This is a genomic window from Nocardia goodfellowii (assembly GCF_017875645.1).
GTDB classification, from domain to species: domain Bacteria; phylum Actinomycetota; class Actinomycetes; order Mycobacteriales; family Mycobacteriaceae; genus Nocardia; species Nocardia goodfellowii.
The window spans coordinates 5,578,513-5,595,372 of record NZ_JAGGMR010000001.1; the positions used below are offsets into that span (position 1 = coordinate 5,578,513).

General features: G+C 68.1%; 14 protein-coding genes. 7 read left to right on the forward strand and 7 right to left on the reverse strand.

Annotated features, from left to right (window positions below; all coding sequences use genetic code 11):
• The first annotated feature begins 104 nt into the window (after positions 1-104).
• Both BJ987_RS25730 and BJ987_RS25735 read left to right on the forward strand, forming a co-directional pair.
• Entirely contained in the window at positions 105-1,514 is a 1,410-nt protein-coding gene (locus tag BJ987_RS25730; RefSeq protein ID WP_209894992.1) for an MFS transporter, read from the forward strand.
• Positions 1,511-3,088, forward strand: coding sequence for an ArnT family glycosyltransferase (locus BJ987_RS25735; protein ID WP_209894994.1), 1,578 nt, complete (start codon positions 1,511-1,513; stop codon positions 3,086-3,088). The genes BJ987_RS25730 and BJ987_RS25735 overlap by 4 nt, the downstream gene beginning before the upstream one ends.
• 87 nt (positions 3,089-3,175) lie before the next feature.
• On the opposite strand, the gene BJ987_RS25740 is transcribed toward BJ987_RS25735, so the two are convergent.
• Positions 3,176-4,231 (reverse strand): alpha/beta hydrolase, encoded by a 1,056-nt coding sequence (locus BJ987_RS25740; RefSeq protein ID WP_209894996.1) that lies wholly within the window; start codon positions 4,229-4,231, stop codon positions 3,176-3,178.
• Between the two features lie 212 nt (positions 4,232-4,443).
• The gene (locus tag BJ987_RS25745) at positions 4,444-5,655 is read right to left on the reverse strand and encodes an esterase/lipase family protein (protein ID WP_209894998.1); all 1,212 of its coding nucleotides are present in this window, start codon (positions 5,653-5,655) and stop codon (positions 4,444-4,446) included.
• A gap of 301 nt (positions 5,656-5,956) precedes the next feature.
• On the opposite strand from BJ987_RS25745, the gene BJ987_RS25750 reads away from it, so the two are divergent.
• A complete protein-coding gene (locus BJ987_RS25750) occupies positions 5,957-6,553 on the forward strand; it encodes a YdcF family protein (protein WP_245366126.1) in 597 nt (198 codons plus the stop codon).
• Between the two features lie 15 nt (positions 6,554-6,568).
• A complete protein-coding gene (locus BJ987_RS25755) occupies positions 6,569-7,525 on the forward strand; it encodes an FAS1-like dehydratase domain-containing protein (protein WP_209895002.1) in 957 nt (318 codons plus the stop codon).
• On the opposite strand, the gene BJ987_RS25760 is transcribed toward BJ987_RS25755, so the two are convergent.
• Together BJ987_RS25760 and BJ987_RS25765 are read right to left on the reverse strand one after the other, a co-directional pair.
• Positions 7,520-8,572, reverse strand: coding sequence for an alpha/beta hydrolase (locus BJ987_RS25760; protein WP_209895004.1), 1,053 nt, complete (start codon positions 8,570-8,572; stop codon positions 7,520-7,522). The genes BJ987_RS25755 and BJ987_RS25760 overlap by 6 nt on opposite strands.
• Positions 8,569-9,519: an acyl-ACP desaturase gene (locus tag BJ987_RS25765; protein ID WP_209895006.1), complete on the reverse strand. Its 951-nt coding sequence runs from the start codon at positions 9,517-9,519 to the stop codon at positions 8,569-8,571. Before BJ987_RS25765 ends, BJ987_RS25760 begins: the two co-directional genes overlap by 4 nt.
• Positions 9,520-9,854: 335 nt before the next feature.
• Between BJ987_RS25765 and BJ987_RS25770 the strand changes: the two genes are divergently transcribed.
• Both BJ987_RS25770 and BJ987_RS25775 read left to right on the forward strand, forming a co-directional pair.
• Positions 9,855-11,405 carry an acyl-CoA carboxylase subunit beta gene (locus BJ987_RS25770; protein WP_209895008.1) on the forward strand — a complete coding sequence of 517 codons (1,551 nt, stop codon included), beginning with the start codon at positions 9,855-9,857 and terminating at the stop codon, positions 11,403-11,405.
• 312 nt (positions 11,406-11,717) lie between these two features.
• On the forward strand, positions 11,718-11,927 hold the full coding sequence (locus tag BJ987_RS25775; protein WP_209895010.1) for a hypothetical protein: 210 nt from the start codon (positions 11,718-11,720) through the stop codon (positions 11,925-11,927).
• A 19-nt stretch (positions 11,928-11,946) separates the two neighbouring features.
• Here BJ987_RS25775 and BJ987_RS25780 read toward each other — a convergent pair whose 3' ends face one another.
• From BJ987_RS25780 to BJ987_RS25790, 3 genes are all read right to left on the reverse strand, one after another.
• Entirely contained in the window at positions 11,947-13,335 is a 1,389-nt protein-coding gene (locus BJ987_RS25780; protein WP_209895012.1) for a lipase family protein, read from the reverse strand.
• Between the two features lie 214 nt (positions 13,336-13,549).
• On the reverse strand, positions 13,550-14,779 hold the full coding sequence (locus tag BJ987_RS25785) for a lipase family protein (RefSeq protein WP_209895014.1): 1,230 nt from the start codon (positions 14,777-14,779) through the stop codon (positions 13,550-13,552).
• Positions 14,780-14,942: 163 nt separating this feature from the next.
• The gene (locus tag BJ987_RS25790) at positions 14,943-16,067 is read right to left on the reverse strand and encodes a lipase family protein (protein ID WP_307869756.1); all 1,125 of its coding nucleotides are present in this window, start codon (positions 16,065-16,067) and stop codon (positions 14,943-14,945) included.
• A gap of 103 nt (positions 16,068-16,170) precedes the next feature.
• Here BJ987_RS25790 and BJ987_RS25795 point away from each other — a divergent pair, with 103 nt between their 5' ends.
• Positions 16,171-16,644, forward strand: a complete 474-nt coding sequence (locus BJ987_RS25795) for a DUF2599 domain-containing protein (RefSeq protein ID WP_209895016.1) — start codon at positions 16,171-16,173, stop codon at positions 16,642-16,644.
• The last annotated feature ends 216 nt before the right edge of the window (positions 16,645-16,860 follow it).

Here is a 16,860-nt window from a genome sequence, read left to right on the forward strand (position 1 = left end):
GCTGAACGACTGGCCGTCGTGCCGGATGCGACCTCGGAATCCCTCGTCCCGATCGTCGCCCTCGGATGCGCCGCTGCCACGGCTCGAACCGGTCGGAGTCCGAGATGACCGAGACTCGGACGCCGCGGCGGTTGTGGTGGCCCGCCGACGGGGAGCTGGCCGCGTGGCTCGCCTTCACCGGTTGCCTGGTGGCGGTGTTCATGCAGATGATCGACGTGACGATCGTGAACACCGCGCTACCGAGTATCACCGCGGACTTGGGCGCGTCCCCGTCGGCGCAGTTGCTGGTGGTGTCCGGATACTCCCTGGCGTTCGCCTGCACGCTGCTCACCGCGGCGCGTCTGGGTGAGCGGGTGGGCCGGCGCACCATGTTCCTCAGCTCGGTCGTCGCGTTCACGGCGGCGTCGGTGTGGTGCGGAATATCCACCGGCACGGTCGAATTGATTACCGCCCGGGTGGTTCAGGGCATCACCGGCGCGGGGATGGCGGCGCAGACCATCGCCATCCTGACCGCCAGCTTTCCGCGGGAACGCCACCCGCTGGTGTTCGCGCTGTACGGCGGCGTGGCCGGTTTCGCGGGAATGCTCGGGCCGATCGTGGGCGGCGCGCTCATCACCGCCGACATCGCCGGCTCCGGCTGGCATTCGGTGTTCCTGATCAACGTGCCACTAGGTCTGCTCGCGTTCGCCCTGGCTTTCCGATTTCTCCGGCTGGGCAAACCCACGGAGCGGCAACCGTTCGATCCGCGTGGGTTCGTACTGTCCACGATCAGCCTGTTCGCACTGCTCTACGCCCTGGCCGACATCCACCAGAACGGCTGGCGGGCCGGGCCGGTGGCGGTCGTCGCGGGTGCTCTCGCGCTCGCGCTGGTATTCCTGCGCTACGAACGCCGCGCCGCCGCCCCGCTGGTACGGCTCGATCTGTTCGCCGACCGCGGCTTCGCTGTGGGCTCGGTGCTGGTGACCGCGTTCTTCGGCCTGTTCACCGCCTTTGTCTTCGCTGTCTCGATCACGCTTCAGGACGAACTGCACTTCTCCCCGCTGCGCACCGGTCTGGCGATGACACCGTTCGCGCTCGGCGCGGGCGCGGGCGCGCTCGCCTCCCCGTGGCTCGTCCAACGCTGGGGAGTAAGGACTCTCGCCGTAGGCATCACCGCCTACGGCGTGTGCGTCGCCATCGGCGCGGCTTACCTCCACATCACCGGCGGTGTGGTGGACCTGCGGCTCGCGGCCGGGCCGATCTTCCTGTCCGGGCTCGGCGTCGGACTGTTCGGTGTGCAGCTGCAACCGCTCATGCTCGCGGGACTGAATCAACGTCAGATGGACGGCGCCTCGGGTCTGCTGCCGACGATCGAGCAGATCGGCAACGGCGTCGGACTGGCGCTGTTGAGTGCCGTGTTCTTCCGATCGCACACGTTGCCGGGCAGCATCACCATGTTCTCGGCGATCGCGGTGGTCGCGATCGCCATGGGCGGGCTCACCCTCGCGCTGCCCGGGAAGACAGAACCGCGATGAGGAAGCGGGCGGAACCCTGGCATGGGCGGTTGTTCAGCGCCGGTCGCCACAGCGCCGCCGATCCCCTGCCCGCGTTCGCCTGGTGGGAGGTCTCGGCGATCGTTCTGATCGCCGGGTCGCTGTTGTTCGTGCGCCTCGATCGCTACGACTTCATCGCGGACGAGCTGTATTTCATCGCCGCGGGCCGGCGCCCGGCCGTGAGCTACGCCGATCAAGGCCCGGTGGTACCGCTGCTGGCGGCGTTCGCGGACCATTTCGCGCCGGGATCCACGGTGGCGGTGCGCCTGCCCGCGCTCCTGATGACGCTGGCCGCGACCGTGGTCAGCGCCCTGATCGCCCGTGAATTCCGCGGCGCCCGGGGTCCGCAGACACTGGCCGCGCTGGCCTACGCCGTGACACCGGCGGCCGTCACGCAGTCGGCGATGCTGAGCACCTACGCGCTCGAGGCGACCCTCACCGCACTGATCAGCTGGCTGTTCATCCGCTGGGTCCGCACCCACAGCGACTATCTGCTGGTGCTGGCCGGTGCCGTCGCCGCCCTGGACTTCCAGGTGAAGTGGCTGGTCCCGATGGTGTGGGCGGCCTTCGCTCTCGGCTGGGCGATCCTGGGCCCCCGGGAGGTGTTCCGCAGGCCCGCATGGTGGTTGGGCTCAGGCCTGCTCGCCGTCTCCGTCATTCCCGCCACGCTCTGGCAGCACGCCAACAGCTGGCCGCAGGTGGCGATGGGTGCGGTGGTGCGCGAGGAGCAGGCGGCCCTCGCCGGCCTGGCCGCCCTGCCGTGGGAGATCGTCCTACTCACCGGACCGATCGGCGTGCTGCTCCTGGCAGGCCTGTGGGCCGGCATCCGGTCACCGCGAATCGAGCCCTATCGCTTCCTGATACCGGTGGTGATCGCCGGGCTGGCGGGGATCATCGGCGGCGGACTGCGGCCCTACTACATCGTTTCGGCGTTTCCCGGCCTGTTCGCCGCGGGCGCGGTCTATCTCGCCGATGTCGGTGTACCGCGGGCGGTCCGGACGGCCGGTGTCGTGCTGACCGCCACCGCCACCGCCATCTGCGTGACCGCCGTCGTCGCGCTGCCCCTGCCCCGGTCCGACATGCGCGAGCCGACCGACAAGTTCTCCCAAATCGACTGGCGGGTCCGGCTTTACGGCCCGAGCGGTTGGAACGAACTCGTCCGAGGCGTCGACGACGCCTACCGGCAGGTGCCGACCGAGCAGTTACCGGGACTGGTGCTGGTCACCCAGAACTATTGGCAGGCAGCCGCTCTCGACCACTACGGTCCGCGTCTGGGACTGCCGGCGGTCTACAGCACCAATCGCGGCTACGGCTATTTCGCCGCGCCGCCGGACACCACGACCACGATCCTCTACGTCGGGACCCACCACCCCGAGACCGCGCTCGGCCTCGATTTCACCGAAACCGTCGAGCTCGTCCGGCTCGACGATCGGCTCGGCTATCCGGGCGTCAATCGCTATGTCTCGGTGTGGAAGTGCCGCTACCCCGACCAACTCTGGTCAGCGGCGTGGCCAGGTATGCGCCGGCTGATGGTGGTCGACGGGACCACGCACTGACACCAGTCCGCTGGGCGTGGTCGCCGAGGCGCCCGTCCGCCTGGACCGGGTCGCCATGACGCGCGCGACCACCGCGTCCCGGATAGCTCAGCGGCCGAGCGCGGCGGCGAACAGCGACCAGGAGTTGTGCAGGTCCTGCTGCCAGTAGCCCCAGGAATGGGTGCCACTCGGCCGGATGTCGAAGGTAGCCGGAATCGCCAACTCCGCGAACCGATCCCGCAGCTGCTCGGTACACCGCAGGGTCACCGCGTCCAGCGCGCCACCGATCAGCAGCTGATCGACCAGCTTGATCGGATTGAAGCCGACACCGGGGGCGTCCAGGGTGTCGAGCGGGCCCGGCAGCCCGGTGCCGGTGGACACATACATTGTGATGCCGCGCAGTTGCTCGGCGTGCAAGTAGGGGTCATTCGCGGCCCAGGCGGGATGGGTGGGCGGGCCCCACATGTTCCGCGCGTTGCCCATGCGCGCGGCGACCACGACATCCACGATCGCCTGGCCGCGGGCGTCGCTGGTGCGGATACAGCCGCTGTAGGAACCGATGGCGCGATACAACCCCGGCGCGGCCAATGCGAGTCGGAACCCGGCGCCGCTCGCCATCGACAGTCCCGCAACGGCATTGGCGCCCGTGCCGTTGAACGCGGAATCCACGATGGGCGGTAGTTCCCGGGTCAGGAACGTCGTCCACTGCTGCCGACCGAGCACCGGGTCGTCGGCGAGCCAGTCGGCGTAGAAACTGCCCTGCCCGCCCATCAAAGTCACCACGGTGACCTGCTTGTCGGAGAAGAACTGGGCCGCATCGGTTTTGGTGAGCCAATTGCTGCCCTCGGTCCACCGTCCGTAGTCGGTGCCGCCATCGATGCCGTTGAGCAGATACAGCACCGGCGCGGGCCGAGCCGGATCCGCCGCGGGCAGCACCGCGACCGTCACCGGCCGCGCCATCGCCGCCGAGTGCACGGTCAGGTCCACCACCCGGCCCGCGCCCTGGGCAGCGCTCAGCAGGTGGGAGCCGTTCGGTGCCGGGCGTGCATCCGAAAATGCCCGCGCCGGAATAGGTTCGGCGGGTTCACCGGGTGTCGCGACCCCGGCTCCGGGCGAACAGGCAAGCAGGGCAATCGAAACGGCAGCGACCGCAAGGGCTCGCATCGCCTACTCCTAATCTCAGCGAAGGGAACAACGCCGGAACCCACCGAGCGGAGCACGTGTGCGGATTCCGCTCGGTGGGCCGGCCGCCGAATCATGCGGGCCGGAACAGGCGCGAGGGGCAGCGCTGTCCGGTTGCGGCATCCGGCGATCGGCGCCCGCCGCGCAACCCTCGGGGAGTCAGGGTTCGATGGATGCGCGGCGGGCACCAGGTCTCAGAGCGAGCCACCACCCCCGATCAGCCACGGGTTGAACGTGCACGTCAGCTGCGGGTGACCCGCCGGGTCGATGGCCCGCAGCGCGATGGACAGTGCCCGCGGCGAGTACATCACCGTCAGGTGGTCGGACAGATCCTGCTCACACCCGTCCTGCAGCAGGATGTTGTTGACGGTCGCACCCGGTCCGGGCTTCAGGAACGTCAGATCGTACGGGTTGGTGATCTCGTCGTAGCGCGTCGCGACAATGGTGTAATCGACCCCGGGAACGGTGTCCCCGTTGGCATTCAACTGGTTCACGAAATCCGAGCCGATGGTCTGCTGGATGCCGGCGTGCCCGACGAAGATCTCGATGAAGCCGAGGATGTCGATACCGAAGTTGTTGACCGCTCGGCCCAGCGCGCCGATGCCGACCAGGCTGGTGCCGTGGTGCGTGGCGCCGTAGGTGACCAGGTTCTTCACCTTGGCCGCGCCGCCATCGAACTTGGTGTACCAGTTCGACATCGAACCGCCCTGCGAATGGGCGACGATGTCGACCTCCTCCGCGCCGGTGGCGGCCAGCACCCGATCCACGAAGGTGGCCAGTTGCTTCGCCGAATCCTGGATATAGCCGGTGCCCATCACGCCGGGCAGCACCGAACCCAGGCCGCCGCCCTCGAGCAGGTTGGAGCGCCCGTAGTTGAAGGTGAAGACGCACAGGCCGGCGTCCTTCATCGGCTGGCCCATGTAGGCGAAGCCGTTGTAGGCGTTCATCCAGGTGCCGTGCACCGCGATCACCGGTCGCGGATTGGCCTCGGTGGGTTTGCAGTTCCAGTCGTTGGTGCCCGGCGGCGCGGCGTCGGGGTTCAGCAGGCCGTAGCCGAACGCGGCCAGCCACGAGGACTGCGCGGGCCCGTAACCTACTGTGTCACTGGCATATCCACCAGCGGAACCGGAGCTGGAGCCGGAACCGCCGTAGCAGTCGCCGGAGCCGTTGCCCGAGCCGGCGCCACTACCGGAGTTGCACGACGATCCGGAGCCGCTGCCCGAATCGGCGACCGGCCTCGCCTTGAGGCCCGCCTGGATGTATTCGGCCAGAGTCTGCTCGGTGGGTGCGGGCTCGGCTTGCGCCGGAACTCCGGCAAAGCTCATGGCGAGGACGGATACACCCATCACCACCGCGGCGCCGGTCCCTTTCCAACGGGCCGAGCGGCCGCAGGTACTTCGTTTCATAACTAGCCTTCCTGTGAACGACTGCGCAGAACGCTAGAACTCCGAACCCCGGAAAACGATGTAACAACGGGGTATCTGGACACCTCACGAAAGTCATCGCACAGCGACAGGGATCGGACACAGTGCCGTTCTGAAGCACGGTTCCACCGAATGTGCGGACTGTCCCAAAACCGGTGTCCCGCAACGGTGAATTCTCCCGATATCCGAAAAAGCGGGGTCAACTTCGCCGCCCCCGGCGCAATCATGGACGAAGTAATTCCAGCCATCGCAGCCACTCGGTGGCTAATCAATGGAGATCGCCATGCTCGACTCGTTCACCCTCCGCCACCGCCCGGCACTACGCGTCGCCGCCGGCCTGGCCGGCGCGACCGCGGTACTACTGAGCGCTCCGGCCACCTACGCCGAGAACTCCGGCTCCGCCGTCACCGACCCCGCCCCCACAACCTCGACCCAGCTCGGATTCCGCGGTCCCGGCACCGCGATCGTCGTCCTCGGCTACGGGTTGCTGCCCGACGGCGCGATGCGCCCGGAGCTGATCGCCCGGCTGCGCACCGGTTTCGTGCAGGCGCTGCTGGCCCCGGCCGCGCCGATCATCGTGACCGGCGGCAATCCCCGCAACAGTGTCACCGAGGCGAGCGCGATGGCCGAATGGCTCATCGCGCACGGCATTCCCGCCGAGCGGATCCATTTGGAGCCGGACGCCACCTGCACCGTGGAGAACGCTGCCCATTCGGCCCGGCTCATGCACGAGATCGGTGCCCAGGACGCGGTGGTCGTCACCTCCGCCGACCACATCGACCGGGCGGCCGACGATTTCGCCGCGGCCGGCGTAGCCGTCAGCGGCACCCTCACCCCCGAGCAGGTCCCGCTGCTCGCCCTGCCCTTCGGACCCGAGTGAAGTCAGGAGCAAATCATGAGTGATCTCGCCGCCGCATTCGCCCACGCGGGCGCACCGGTGACCCTGCGGAACTTTCCGGCCGCCAGCTACCGGGTAACCCGGGAACGTATTCGCGAATTCGCCCTCGCCGTCCACGATTTCCACCCGGCGCATTGGCGGGACAGCGCCGCCGCCGCGCTCGGTTTCCCCGCGCTCATCGCGCCGCCGACTTTCGGTTCGGTAATTCTCACCCAGGCGCAACGGGAAATACTGGATTCGCTGGTGCCCGGTTACGATCCGGATCGAATACTGCACGCGGACCAGGTGCTCGATCCGGTGCGGCCCCTGGTCGCCGGTGACCGGCTGACCTGCCGGGCATTCTTCGAATCGTTCCGGCATTTCGCCGCCTACGACGTGCTGGCGATCAAAACCGTGCTCACCGACCAGCGCGGCGCGGTGGTGCTGACCGGTTCCACCGCGCTGCTCGCCCGCACCGGCGACGGTGCGCCGGGACCCGCCCGGCGAGCCACGCTGAATCCGGTGCGTCCGGCGGCCCGCACCCGACCGGTATCCCTCCGAATGCCGCGCACCACAGTGGATTTCGACGAGCTACGGGTCGGCACCGAGCTGCCCGCGCAGATCATCGACCTGACCCGGACCGATCTGAATCGGTACGCGCGCGTCCTCGGCGGGTCCGCCGATCGCCCCGCCGTCATCGCCCCCGGCATGCTCAAGCTCGGTCTCGCCGCCGGTTATCTCAGCGCCTGGTCCGGTGATCCCTCCGCCGTGTTGCGATTCCGGGCCCAATTCGCCCACTACACGCACGCGCTGCGGATTCCGGTGGACCAGCCGTGTCCGATCGAGTTCCGCGGCCGGATCACCTCCCGGGACCCACGCCACCGCAAGGCCACCGTGGCCATCGACGCCCGTGCCGAGGGCCGCCGGCTCTTCGGTTACGCGGCCGCGGAAATGCGCTTCCCGGCACAGCTATAGGCCGAGCGCGGTAGCCAGCACCCGCCAGGCACGCGGCAACTGCGCTTCGAAATCGGGCCAGGTGTGCATACCCTCGGGCGAATACTCCACCGTGGCCGGGATCTCCAGTTCGGTCAGGCGGGCAGCGAAGCGCTCGGTGCATTGGCGCGCACCGGCTTCCAGCACCGTCCCGCCGCCGGCCATCCGCAGCGCTTCGCCGATGGAGGGCGAGTTCGCGATGGCGACCAGATCCGCGGCGGTCGGCGCACCGCTCGAGGCGGAGAGATAAATCGCCGCGCCGCGCAATTTTTCGGCGTTGAGCACCGAATCGTGCGCCGCCCATTCCGGGGAACTCGGTGGGCCCCAGAGGTTTTCCACGTTCCCGCCACGCGAAGCGACGGTGATGGTGGTGACGGCATGACCCAAAGGATCAGCGGTGGAATAGCATCCGCTCATCCCGGCTACCGCGCCGTACAGTCCTGGATGGCGCTGGGCCAGCATCACCGCGGCCTGCGCGCCCATGGATACGCCGGCGATCGCGCGCTTCCCGTTCGAGCGCAGCAGCGATTCCACGATGGGCGGCAACTCGTCGGTGAGGAAGGTCTCCCACCGGTTCAGCCCGAGCGCGGTGTCATGACGCACCCAGTCGGAATACATGCTGCCGGTGCCGCCACTGGTCAGCACCACGTCGACGGGCTTGTCCGCGAAGAACTCCGCGGCCCGGCCCTTGGTGATCCAGGCGGAGGTGGGGTCACCGTCGACACCGTCGAGCAGGTACAGCACCGGTCGCGGGCCGTCACCGGTGCCGCGCAGCACGTCCACGGTGATCACCCGCCGCATCGCCGCCGAGGCGATGTGCAGTCGTTCCCGGCGCGGGCCGACCGGTTCGGTGCGCAGCAAGCCGGTGCGGGTCATCTTGGGGTCGACCGGGGGCGGCGGGGTCGGCGTGGCGGTCTGGTCCAGGGCCGAATCAGTGGGCTGCGCACGGACTTCGGCGATCACCGGCGCGGCGGCAACCGCGGCGATGGCCAGGATCGCCGCGGCTGTCTGTGGGACTCTTCTGCTCATAGGAGGACGGCGGCCCGCTGTTTTTCTCTGGCGGCGGCGCGATCGCGCTGCTCTTCGAACCGGCGGGCCTTGAGATCCAGTTCTTCCAGGTAGGCGTGCAGTTCGTCGCGTGCGCGCTCACCATCGTCGGTAAGATCGTTGCGCTCGAACACATTCCAGGCCCGCAGCACGGGCCGGACCACCACGTCCAGGTGCTGGCGCAGGTCATAGATGCCGTGCTTGGCCAGCAGGACGGCATTGCGCCGGAAGTTGGGCTGCGTGAGGCCGGGCATCTGGAAGCGCGTGACGATGTCGGTGATCGCGCGCAGCATCTCGTTCGGTGCGAGGTCCAGCGCGGCGGCGCTGAGATTCCGATAGAAGATCATATGCAAATTTTCGTCGGCGGCGATCCGCTGCAGCATAGCTTCGGCGATGGGCTCGCCGCAGGCGATTCCGGTATTGCGATGACTGATTCGAGTTGCCAACTCTTGCAATGTCACATAAGCCACTGAACGCAGAAACTGAGGTCCTTTCTCGGGTTTCGCGACGCCGGTGGTCATATGCGCCATGCGAGCCTGCTCCAACGCTACCGGATCCACCGCCCGGGTCACCACCAGGTAATCCCGCATGACGATCCCGTGGCGATTTTCCTCGGCGGTCCAGCGGCCGACCCAGGTTCCCCAGACGCCGTCCAGCGAAAACGAGTCCGAGATCTCGCGGTGATAAGAGGGCAGGTTGTCCTCGGTGAGCAGGTTGGTCACCATCGCCACCCGTGCCACCTCGGACAGTCGTGATTGGTCCGGCTCCCAGTCGACCCCGCCCAGCGCAGCGAAATTCCGACCGTCGTCCCAGGGCACGTAGTCGTGCGGATTCCAGGCCTTGGCCTTGCGCAGGTGATCCTCGAGCAGGCGTTCGGCGGCCGGTTCGAGTTCGCGCAGGATGTCCGCATCGGTCAAGCTGGTCGGCACGAATAACTCCTTTGTCTCCCTCGGGCTTTCGAGGTGGGTCCGAGATTAGGGCCGGATCGCCCCGGCAGGCTTCCGATCGACACCGGAATAAGGCATCTCACCAGCCGCGACACTCCGAATTGGGCCGAATCACAAGCAGATCACGAGGACTCGTCCCGCTGCGCGCGGCAAGCGCCTGCCGAAATATTTCGGCACCCAGACCGAGGCCGCCGCGGAACGAGATCGTCCCGGCGCCCGGTACACCGATAGCATCGGTCGCCGCACCTGGGCTACCGTCGACTCCGGCAGCAGCACAGGCCGCCACCGACGACAGTTCGAAGGGCTGCACAGAGCACATGAGTGTTACGCGAGACAAGCTGGATCACCTCCGGGACATCCTGGAACTCGCCGCCGAACCCGCGGGCGAGACCGGCATCGCGAAACGCAAATCCAAGGGCATACCCAGCGCCCGGGAACGCGTGCACATGCTGCTCGACCCCGGCTCGTTCGTGGAGCTAGGCGCACTGGTGCGCAAGCCCGGCGGCGGCGAGGCCATGTACGGTGACGGCGTGGTCACCGGCCGCGGTTACATCGACGGCCGTCCGGTGGTGGTCATCTCGCACGACCAGACCGTCTACGGCGGGTCGGTCAGCGAGATGTTCGGCCGCAAGGTCGGCGCCGCCATGGAGTTCGCCTTCAACAACGCCTGCCCCGTGATCTGCGTCAACGACTCCGGCGGCGCGCGCATCCAGGACGGGGTGACCTCCCTGGCCTGGTACGCCACCATGTGCCGCTGGCAGGAGGACCTGTCCGGCTATGTGCCGATGGTGGCGATCATGCTCGGCAAATGCGCGGCGGGTTCGGTGTACGGCCCCATCAATATGGATGTCCTGGTCGCCACCGAGGACTCCTACATGTTCGTGACCGGTCCGGAGGTGATCAAGGCCGTGACCGGTTCCGAGGTCACGGCCGAGGAGCTGGGCGGCGCCCAGGCGCTGCAGGCCAACGGCACCGTGCACCATGTCGCCGCGACCGAGCGGGACGCCTTCGCCTGGGTTCGGGATTATCTGAGCTACCTCCCGACCAGCTGCCTGGAGCAGGCGCCGGTGCTCAACCCCGGGCTGGAACCCGAAATCACCGGCGCCGACCTCGAATTGGACCGGTTCATGCCGGATTCGGACAAGGTCGGCTACGACATGCACGACATCCTGCTGCGCATTTTCGACGACGGCGCGTTCCACGAGCTGGCGGCCGGCAGCGCGCAGAACCTCATCACCGGATTCGCGCGCGTGGACGGCCGCCCGGTGGGCGTGGTCGCGAACCAGCCGCTGGTGCTCGGCGGGGCGCTGGACGCCGCCTGCTCGGACAAGGCCGCCTACTTCATCCGGCTCTGCGACGCGTTCCATATCCCGCTGATCTACGTGGTGGACACTCCCGGTGTGCTGCCGGGCGTGGACGAGGAACGCAATCAGGTCATCAAGCGCGGCGGCCGCATGTTCCGCGCGCTCATCGAGGCGACCGTACCGATCGTGACCATCGTGACCCGCAAGGCCTACGGCGGCGGCTACGCGGTGATGGGCTGCAAACAGCTCGGTGCGGACTTCAACTTCGCCTGGCCCACCGCCCGGCTGGCGGTCATGGGCGCGGAGTCCATGGTGAGCATCGTGGGGCGCAAGCAGCTGGCCGTGACACCGCCTGATCAGCGTGCGGCGGTCCGCGCTCAGATGATCGATTTCTACAACGCCACCGTGGCGACGCCGTGGACCGCGGCCGAGCGCGGGTACATCGACGCCGTCATCGAACCGTCGCGGACTCGGCTCGAGATCCGCAAGGCGCTCCGCCTGCTGCGCGACAAGAGCGCGACCCGCCGCCCCAACCCGCGCAAGCACAGCCTGTTCCCGATGTGAATCCGTCCGGATTGTGGTCTGTCACAAACGTGTTCGCGCGGCCGTGATGGATTCTCCGGCATCAGGCCGCCGCAGCGCCGAATGCGTTGCGGGTGGCCTACTTTCGTGGAGCGCTCGGTTCCTCGTTCGCCGCGTGGGAGCCGGGCCGGTGGCGGGTCCGCCGCGTTTGTTCCCTACCGATACTCGGCCGGGCCCGCCACACCCTCGAACCCGTTGTCGCCTTTCACGATTCACCCCATTTCGGCGTTGTGACACCGACGCAAACCACTGTGATCCACAGCACAAATGGTTAAAGTCACCTACTGTCGAAATATGAGTGAAGGAGACGCGCCGGCCACGGTCGTCAAAGAGATTCTGAACTACTTCGGCAAGTGCCCGGCCTGCGGCTACCCGGCGCGCGCCGCGGAGGTCCGCGCGCCGTCCGCCAAGAACGGAGAGATCGTGGTGACCATCGCGGCCACCTGCGACTTACCGTGCGGCTGGTCCGGCCCGGCCCAGCGAACCGTCATGACCAGGCAATAGCGCACGCCCGCACCGGCTTTCAGCATTCAGATCTGGCGGGCACGCCGCGCAGGCGCTCGTCGAGCCAGCCGATCGCCTCCGGATAGCCGAGTACCGCGCCCACCACGTGTTCACCGAGCACACCGCGATACACCGCCGATGCCCCGAGCGCGCACTGCTCGCGATACAGATTGCGGGCGCCTTCGGCCGGAATCCAGAACTCCTGCTCCCCGTTGTAGATGTAGAGCGGTACCGCGGACTTCATGCCCTCCATCCGCGTCACCCGATAGATCTCGGCGGCGAACTCCGAGTTCAGCGGATCCGGGAAGTTGGCCGCGATGTCGATCGGCAGCATCAGCACCCCGGCGGCGCCGAAGATACTGCCGCACAGGTCCTTTGCCGGAGAGGTGGACAGCCACTGCGCCAGATTGTTCATCCGGCCGAGAATTTCGGGCCGCTCCCGGGCCACGCCGAAGGTGGCGCCGATGAACACCGCCGAGGCCAGGTTGGCGTTCATGCTGCGCGCCAGAATCTGATAGTCGGCGGGCACCCCGCCCAGCGCCGCACCGACGACCACGCCGTTCAGTTCCGGCGCGTACCGCGCCAGCAGCTTCACCGCACCGTGCGTGGCGATGGCACCGCCGGAGTAGCCGAGCATGCCGAAGGAACTGGCGCCGAACTCGTCCGGCAGCCACCCGCGCACCGCCCGGACAGCGTCCAGGATCGCGTGCCCCGCGACATACGGTTCCGCGTAGGCCATCCACGGGCCCTGATGGTCCGGAATCAGCGCCGCGTAGCCGCGCAACAGCGCCAATTGTGTTGTCGGCGGCAGATAGTCGGTCGCGCTGACCTCGGCCGCCCAGCCGTGCGCCAGGCTGTAACCGGGAGTGCAGTCGCGGCCGAGACCGTCGATGGGCAGATTGTTCACCACGACCGGCCGGTCGCCCGGGCCGGTCCAGGCGCCGTGCGGAATCACCAGGGTCGCGGTGGCGAACGACGGCCGTCCGTGCGCGTCGGTGGTGCGGTATTTCAACAGCAGGGCCTGCCGGAACGGCACCAGCACCAGCGCACCGGCGGTCGCGGTGACATCGCGGACCTCGATCACCTCGCCGGGCGAATAGTCCGCCAAGCCGGCGGGCCAGGCGTCGAACATCGCGTCGCCGACATTGCTGGGCAGGGTCGCCTGCCACAGCGCCGCGAGGCCCGGTTCGCCCCCGGCGGAGTCGACCAGCTCGGGTGCGTTCGGATGCGGGACCGGGTTGATCGGCGGCGGCGGGATCACCTGATCGATCCACTGCTGGATACCGGGCAGCAAGCCACCGGAGAGATCGGGTATCGGCGGCGGCGCCGGTGGTTGAGCGGCCGCCGGCGCCGCGAACAGCGGGCACAACAACAGCACTGCGAAAAGCAGAGCGCGCGTACTTCTCATGGCACAAGCCCCTGGTTGCGACGTCGATGTCCCTGTGCCCCGGAACGTCGCGGCCTTCGGATCTGTGCGGTGCCAGCCCCCCGAATGCCACTGCGGAACCAGGCACAGGAAATTCAGGCTAGCCGCAACGGCGCCGCCGGATCCGGGTTTACGCCCGGGGTGACGGTGTCATGGCCGAATCGCAACTATCTCGTGCCATCGAAGGTGCTGTGCGTCAGCAGTTGCTCGGCGCGGGCTCCCCTCTGAAGCGGGCATCCAGCCAGCCCAGTGCCGCCGGGATGCCGAGCACCGCGGCCGTCAGATGGTCCGGCACCGGAATCTGCTCGGCTTGCACTTTCACCCCGGCCGCGCACCAGCGCTTGTCGGTGTTCACGATCGCGTCGACGGGCACCAGCCCGTCGATCGGCGAATGCCATTCGAAGACCGGCATTTCCGGCACCCCGTCGTAGAGTTCGAGGCTGTTCTCCTCGACCACCGCGCGGGCCTCGGCGTCGTTGATCATCGAGGTGGTCTTCGCGAAGTCCATCGCGCCGCGCCCGGCGCCGGTGGCGATGATGTCGTTGGTGCAGCTGTTGGCGATCGCGTCCCGGGCAGCCAGTCCACGCTCGTTGAGCTGATCGCTGAGCGGGAACCGCTTCGGGTATTCCCGTTCCAGTCCCAAACCGGCCGCCAGCGCCAGCCCGAACACCGGATGCGCACCGAGACCGAGCCCTTCCATCATCTTCACCAGGTTCATCGGCACCCCGCCCATCGCGGCGCCGGCGATCTCCAGTTCGGGGGCGTACTTCGGTTGCAGCGCGGCCGCCCAGGCGGTGGCCATGCCGCCACCGGAGTAACCGATCATCGTGGTCGGGCTCGCGGCCAACCGCAGTTCGTCCACGCGCTTGACCGCGCGAATGCCGTCCAGGGTGATCTGACCGCCGAGTTTGGCCGCCCCGTAAGCGAATTGCGGGCCGAGGTGATCGGGCAGCGCCACGCTCCAGCCGCGCTGCAGCAGGATGTTCCAGCCCGGCGCCTCGCGCACGAGCAGATTCGGGTCACTGGTGTAGAGCACCCGCGACACCGAGCACTCCGCGCCGAGGCCGTTGATGATGTGCTGGAACGACAGCAGCGGGCCGTCGGGCCGATGCGCGCGCGGCGTGAGCACCGTGGTGGTGGCCGCGATCGGTTTGCCTTCGGAATTGGTGGACCGGAATCGCACCAGGGTCACGGTGGTGTCCGGGAAGATCAGCAGCGGCGGCATGGCGCGCACGCCCAGCACGTCGCCAGGCTTCTTCTCGGCCAGATCAGCTGGCGTCGCATAGAACGGGTCGGGGTCGGGTGCCGGATACAGCGGTGCGCTGTGCCCCCCGCCCGCCGTGGCGAGCACCATCACGATCCCCAGCACCAACGCGCCCACCGCCCGCGTCAATGGTCTTCTCTCCGAACGTAGGGAATTCCCCATGGACATAGCCTCTCCCAGATTCAACGTTCGTGATCATATTCGGTCAGCGACGCGGACCAGCGGCAGGGGCGGCCGCGAATATGTTGGCAATTCACAAGTTTGAGGTACCCCGCCTGTGCGAGCGGACCACGCGGTCTCGGAACAGTCCCCAATTGACAGCGCCTCACGGCCGATCGAGCACGCCCCGCAGGAATGCCAGCACATCCGGAAAAGCCTGGCGCGCCGCACCGGAATGATCACCCGGATAGACGTGGGCCCGCAGGTCCGCCCCGGCCAGCCGGAGTTCGGCGATGAGCTTGGCGCTGAGCGGAGCCGGCACGTCGAGATCCGCCGCGCCCTGCCCCAGGAACAGCGGGACGGAGTGGCCCTCGATCGGGATTCGCAGCATCGCGTGTACCGCCGCGCTCAGCGCCGGATCTCGCAGTGGCCGGTTCAGCATCGCCCCGATCGCCACCGCGCGGACCAGTTCGTCGGCCTCGTTGACACAATTCGACTCGACCACCTCGAGCACCGCCCGCCCGGTGTCGGTCAGATAGCTGTCGACATCGAGCTCCGGTGCGGTAGCCCGTAATCCGGCGACGATCATGGCGAAGTAGGCCGTGCTCATCCGCAAGGGCAGCCGCGGCACCCACGGGCCCAGCAGCGGCGCGACGAGTTCCAGGTTCGACGGTGGCCCGGTGGCCGCCGCGCCACGCAGTCGCAGCTCCGGTGCGTCGGTGGGTGCGAGGTGTGCGGCGAACAGCGCGGTCTGCCCGCCCTGCGACTGCCCGAGCGCCGCCCAGCGATCGCTCAACTCGGGCGCCACCGCGCGGGCCGCGCGCACACCGTCGATCACGCTGCGCGCCTGCGACGGTCCGTCCAGATAGGGATGGGTGCCCGGGGTGCCGAGCCCGACGTAATCGGAGACGAGCACGGCGAAACCGGCGCGCAGCAGTGCCGGGTACAGCTCGGTGAGGTAGTACGCCCGCGGTTGCAGCGTGAACGCACAGTGGTCCGCGATGCCGACGGTCCCGTGCGCGTACGCGACCACCGGCCAACCGCCCGGTGGGGGCGGTCCCGGTGGCAGATAGACCATCTCGGTGCTCTGCATCGGACCGCGCGGCCCGCGCGACCAATAGGTGATCCGCCGCTCCGAGGCCGCGCCGGTGACCCGCACGTGCTCGGGCGCTGCCGCCACGTCGGTCACCACTCCGGGCGCGGTGGACTGCGCCGACGCCGGCGGCGCCAGGGCCACCGCGAGCGCGAGCACGACACCCGCCACTCCTGCCGTGATCCGAGTCCGCGTCACCGACCGACTATTGCCCCGATCGGGGCGGTCGATCAAGACACCACAATCGGTGGCGGCGACCGCTGACTACGCTCGGGTGTTCGACAGAGCGAAAGGACCACCTGTGCCGAAACACCTGTGGCTCGGTGCCGCGGCGCTGGCCGCTGTCCTCGCGCTGACAGGTTGCGGCTCGGACGCGGAACGGGTATCGGAGCCGGCGCCGACCATCACGTCGCCCACTGCCGCTCCCCTCCGTACGGCCGCTACTCCCCCTGTCGATCCCTACGCCGGTCTCCCTCTGATCGAGCGCGTCGAATGGACCGAAGCCGTCGACGGTCCGCGGCTGCTGGTCTTCCCGGCACCGGCCGGGCGCAAGACCAGCCATCCCGGATCCGACGAACGGGCCTGGCAGGAAGTGGTTCGAGGGGCGCCGGACGCCGAGACGCCGGGGATGCGCGACCAATTCATCTGTCACTGGGTATGGGCCCGCCTGGTACAGCCGAACAAGCCGAGCTGGAATCTCGAGCCTTGGCGGCCGGCGGTCGGATACCAGGCGACGGTGGATGCCTCGTGTAATCCCGGCGGCCCGGAGCGCTGAATAACTATAAATTAACCAATGCTATTGGCGGCAATCCGGATTGACGCATTTCTTCGAACACCGGCTCGAACACGTTCAGCCGCATGGACAACCGAACCCCTGCGGCCTGATCCCACCCTGGTCAGCAAGGCCATCACCGGCCTAGTCACGAATTCGTCTCATGGTCTCGGGAATGTCAACCAAACCACCCGGTCGGGACGTCGGGAAAACCGCCGG

Excerpts from the sequence above, each read along its gene's own strand:
- BJ987_RS25740 (WP_209894996.1), bottom strand. The coding sequence starts at position 4,231 with ATGCGAGCCCTTGCGGTCGCTGCCGTTTCGATTGCCCTGCTTGCCTGT.
- BJ987_RS25770 (WP_209895008.1), top strand. The coding sequence starts at position 9,855 with ATGAGTGTTACGCGAGACAAGCTGGATCACCTCCGGGACATCCTGGAA.
- BJ987_RS25735 (WP_209894994.1), top strand. The coding sequence starts at position 1,511 with ATGAGGAAGCGGGCGGAACCCTGGCATGGGCGGTTGTTCAGCGCCGGT.
- BJ987_RS25785 (WP_209895014.1), bottom strand. The coding sequence starts at position 14,779 with ATGGGGAATTCCCTACGTTCGGAGAGAAGACCATTGACGCGGGCGGTG.
- BJ987_RS25780 (WP_209895012.1), bottom strand. The coding sequence starts at position 13,335 with ATGAGAAGTACGCGCGCTCTGCTTTTCGCAGTGCTGTTGTTGTGCCCG.
- BJ987_RS25755 (WP_209895002.1), top strand. The coding sequence starts at position 6,569 with ATGAGTGATCTCGCCGCCGCATTCGCCCACGCGGGCGCACCGGTGACC.
- BJ987_RS25745 (WP_209894998.1), bottom strand. The coding sequence starts at position 5,655 with ATGAAACGAAGTACCTGCGGCCGCTCGGCCCGTTGGAAAGGGACCGGC.
- BJ987_RS25730 (WP_209894992.1), top strand. The coding sequence starts at position 105 with ATGACCGAGACTCGGACGCCGCGGCGGTTGTGGTGGCCCGCCGACGGG.
- BJ987_RS25775 (WP_209895010.1), top strand. The coding sequence starts at position 11,718 with ATGAGTGAAGGAGACGCGCCGGCCACGGTCGTCAAAGAGATTCTGAAC.
- BJ987_RS25760 (WP_209895004.1), bottom strand. The coding sequence starts at position 8,572 with ATGAGCAGAAGAGTCCCACAGACAGCCGCGGCGATCCTGGCCATCGCC.
- BJ987_RS25750 (WP_245366126.1), top strand. The coding sequence starts at position 5,957 with ATGCTCGACTCGTTCACCCTCCGCCACCGCCCGGCACTACGCGTCGCC.